The sequence below is a fragment of the Streptomyces sp. NPDC005799 genome, assembly GCF_040630525.1.
Lineage (GTDB): Bacteria > Actinomycetota > Actinomycetes > Streptomycetales > Streptomycetaceae > Streptomyces > Streptomyces griseorubiginosus_B.
Map to the genome: position 1 here is coordinate 1 of NZ_JBEXXQ010000169.1, position 3,267 is coordinate 3,267.

The 3,267-nt window shown below is 65.0% G+C and carries 3 protein-coding genes; all 3 read right to left on the reverse strand.

Annotated elements, in window-relative coordinates:
- Nucleotides 1-73: 73 nt before the first annotated feature.
- Entirely contained in the window at nucleotides 74-400 is a 327-nt protein-coding gene (locus ABZ453_RS50835) for a hypothetical protein (RefSeq protein ID WP_359026832.1), read from the reverse strand.
- Nucleotides 401-772: 372 nt separating this feature from the next.
- A complete protein-coding gene (locus tag ABZ453_RS50840) occupies nucleotides 773-2,083 on the reverse strand; it encodes an IS110 family transposase (protein ID WP_359026834.1) in 1,311 nt (436 codons plus the stop codon).
- A 200-nt stretch (nucleotides 2,084-2,283) separates the two neighbouring features.
- Entirely contained in the window at nucleotides 2,284-2,583 is a 300-nt protein-coding gene (locus ABZ453_RS50845) for a transposase (RefSeq protein WP_359026836.1), read from the reverse strand.
- Between the last annotated feature and the right edge of the window lie 684 nt (nucleotides 2,584-3,267).

Genomic DNA, 3,267 nt, shown 5'->3' on the forward strand with positions numbered 1-3,267 from the left:
CGCGCGACGGCGCAGCTCAAGCGGGTAACGGGAGGATCGTGCCATGACTCAATCCCTTCACGGAATCGAGTCTCTACCTGACACGGGGCGGTTCAGCCACGTCGGTCTTACGGCCCGGCACGTTGTGCATGTGATGGGCGTTCAGCAGCCAGCACGCAAGGCGGTCCTCCAGCGCGGCAAACACAGGCTTCCAGTAGATCCCGGTTGCCTCCATGCCCGCCAGCTCGATGTGCTCGGCGACCAGCCAGTTACCGAGCTCACCGAGACCGCGCACGGTGGTCGGGTAGGTCCGGGTCTCATGATGGCGGCTGCCCCGGCGCTTGCCGGGAACCCGGATCGCGGCGACCGCGGTGTCGCGGTGCACGTCCAAGCCGGCGACCCGGTCCACGATAACGTCCATCCTCGCCTCCCCGACGATCGACCGCTGGCGGTGCCGCCCGAAGGGGCCTACCAGTCGAAGAGTCTGAGATTCGCGCTCGTGGCAGCAGTCAACGATCCCTCAGGCCCCAACGTCATACTTTTTTCGCGGACTCGAAGTACCACACGGCACCGACGTCAACCGGGCGTCACCATCCGCAGGATGACCCTGGCGAGCCGATGGCGAACAGTAGCGCTGGGCTGGCGTCCCCCAGAGGCGATCCCGCCCCGATTCTCATCCCGCCACGGTGGCGCCGCGCAGCGGCGGCATGACTACTTTTACCAAGATCTAACCCGAAAATGCCCACCTCCGTCTTGGGTGTCTTCCCGAGGTCGAAGGCGGCGGAGGCTGGGACTATACGGCCTTCGTGGTGAGGGTCACGTCGTGGCCGAGGGCCTGGAGTTGTTGCACGAGTCCCTTGGTCCGGGCGGCGGAGTCGAGGACCCGCAGGTGGTAGTCGGATCCAAGGTCGTGGAACCGGGCCTCCGGATCATTGAGCAGGTGCCAGACGATGACGAGCATCGAGCGGGCGACGGCTACCAGAGCCTTCCCGTGGCCTCGGCGCTTCACCAGCCGTTTGTAGCGGGCGCCGAGGAAGGTGTCAGTCCGGGCAGCGGCCATCGCGGCCTCGCCCAGGGCCGCCCTCAGCCAGGGGTTGCCCTGCCCGATGCCGCCGGGAAGATTCCGTCCGGCGGACTGGATGGTTCGTGGGGAGAGCTTGGCCCAGGAGACCAGATGGCCCGCAGTTGGGAAGATGGCCATGTCGAGTCCGATCTCCGCCAGGATGACCTGGGCGGTCGCCGGACCGATCCCCGGAATCGCGTCCAGGCGTTCCTGCGGCGTCAGAGCGTTGCCCCTGCGCGGTTCGGCCTCGCCGGCACCGGCCAGGTCGGTGAGTGCTGCCTGTATGCGACTGGTGAGACCGTCGAGCTGTGTCTGCGTCCGGTCGATCGCCTCCAGAAGCATGCTCAGCAGGTAGGCATGATGCTCGTCGAACTGCCCGGTCAACACCGTGGCCAGCGCTTCTCGTTTGGCCTTGGCCTTGCCCTGGGCGAGCTCCGCGAGTTGCTGGGGATCGCGTACTCCGGCGACCAGCGCGTCGAGCATCATGCGTCCGGAGAGCCCGAAGATGTTGGTGAGGACCGATGACAGCTTGATCTGAGCGTCTTCGAGGACCTTCTCCACCCGGTGCTTGTGGCGGGTGCGCTCCTGGGTGAGCGCGGATCGCAGCCGCGTCAGATCCCGGATCTTCCGCAGTGGACGCTGAGGTACGAACGAGGCGCGCAACATTCCCCGTTCCGCGAGCTTGGCGAGCCAGATGGCATCCAGCTTGTCGGTCTTCGGCCGACCCGGGACGTTCTTCACGTCCCGGGCGTTGACCAGCCAGCACTCCAACCCGCAGGACTCCAACAGGAAGAAGAACGGCTTCCAGTACACCCCGGTGGCCTCCATCACCACCCGAGTGATTCCCAAGCCGGACAGCCGAGCTCCGAGTTCGAGGATGCCCGCAGTAGTCGAAGCAACGTTCCAGACCTCCTGAACCCGCCTCCCGGCCCGGGACTCGTGCGGAACCCGGGTACACACCATCCCGCTGGCCTTGGCAACATCAATCGCCGCGACCCTCTCCACCAACTCCGATTCAAGATCGGTCTCTTCGGCCGCCATCACCCTCGCCTCCCCACCACCCGGTCGCACGGAACAGTGACGGCCGCCCGGGGGCCGGCAAGGGAAAACGAGAATCTAACCCGCGTGCTCGAAGCAACAATGCGCAGCCCCTCTGGGCCGGCCCCAGCACCAGACTCATTACGGGCTCCAGGCCCACAGATCATCGGCGTCGGACGGGCAGCCGCCACACGACCCCATTTTCACGGCTGCGCCGACGTCCGGTATGCCGGATACAGACACTCGTTCGCCTTCTCGACTTCGGCCAGCTCGCGGCGAACGCGACGCAACTCCTCACGCTCATCCGTCGTCAGCGCGCCCGTCGGCTCCTCGCCCCGGTCGGTCCTGTCCTGCTTGACCCAGCTCCGCAGCCCCTCAGGGCTCACTCCCCGCTCCCGGGCAATCTCGGTAACGTTCCGATGCGGCGAGGACCGGACGAGCGCGATCGCGTCCCGCTTGAACTCGGCCGTGTACCGCTTACTCATGTTGCTCTTGCCGCTCACTATCTGGACTGCTTCCTCCGGGACTCAACCGTCCCAGTATCAGGCTGTTCAGTTCAGCGGGGGAACTTCAGGGCTACGTCGGCGTGGTAGTTCCTCACCAGCACCTGGCACGCACAGTGACGTGCCACTTGCCTGAATATTGACCTTGAGTTGCGTTAATGGTGACATGTTTCGTCCTGATCTAGCCTGAATTACACCTTTCTGCCGCGCGTGATTTCGCTACTTCTGTCGCCAGTTCCTTGGAGTAGCGATCGATGCCCATCGCGCTGACGACGCAGCGGCTACCCTCATCCACATGACCACACCCACCCGAGTAAAAAGACAGCAAAGCCATCACTAATCCGCAACTCAGGAAGGGGTCCTCCCCGCCAACACGGGGGTACTCCGCGAATCGATTAGCCCCGGCCCCCATGTCGCGCGTCCTCCCCGCCAACACGGGGGTGTTCCGTTCAGCGAGTCGGCCCCACACGTCTTGCGAGTGTCTTCCCCGCCGACGTGGGGGCCCCTCCGTAGCACCGAGCCGTCCGTTGAGATCTTCAACGGCCATCCCCCTGGCCACCTGCCAGGACTTCTCACTCGATGTCCCCAAACCGTTCCTAAACAGTGTGCAAGGGGTGACATTTGCTGTCAGCTCCTGGAACTGCGCGCGTCCCGAACGGTGTTGGATGCGCTGGTCTCCCGCGT

Excerpts from the sequence above, each read along its gene's own strand:
- ABZ453_RS50835 (WP_359026832.1), bottom strand. The coding sequence starts at position 400 with ATGGACGTTATCGTGGACCGGGTCGCCGGCTTGGACGTGCACCGCGAC.
- ABZ453_RS50840 (WP_359026834.1), bottom strand. The coding sequence starts at position 2,083 with ATGGCGGCCGAAGAGACCGATCTTGAATCGGAGTTGGTGGAGAGGGTC.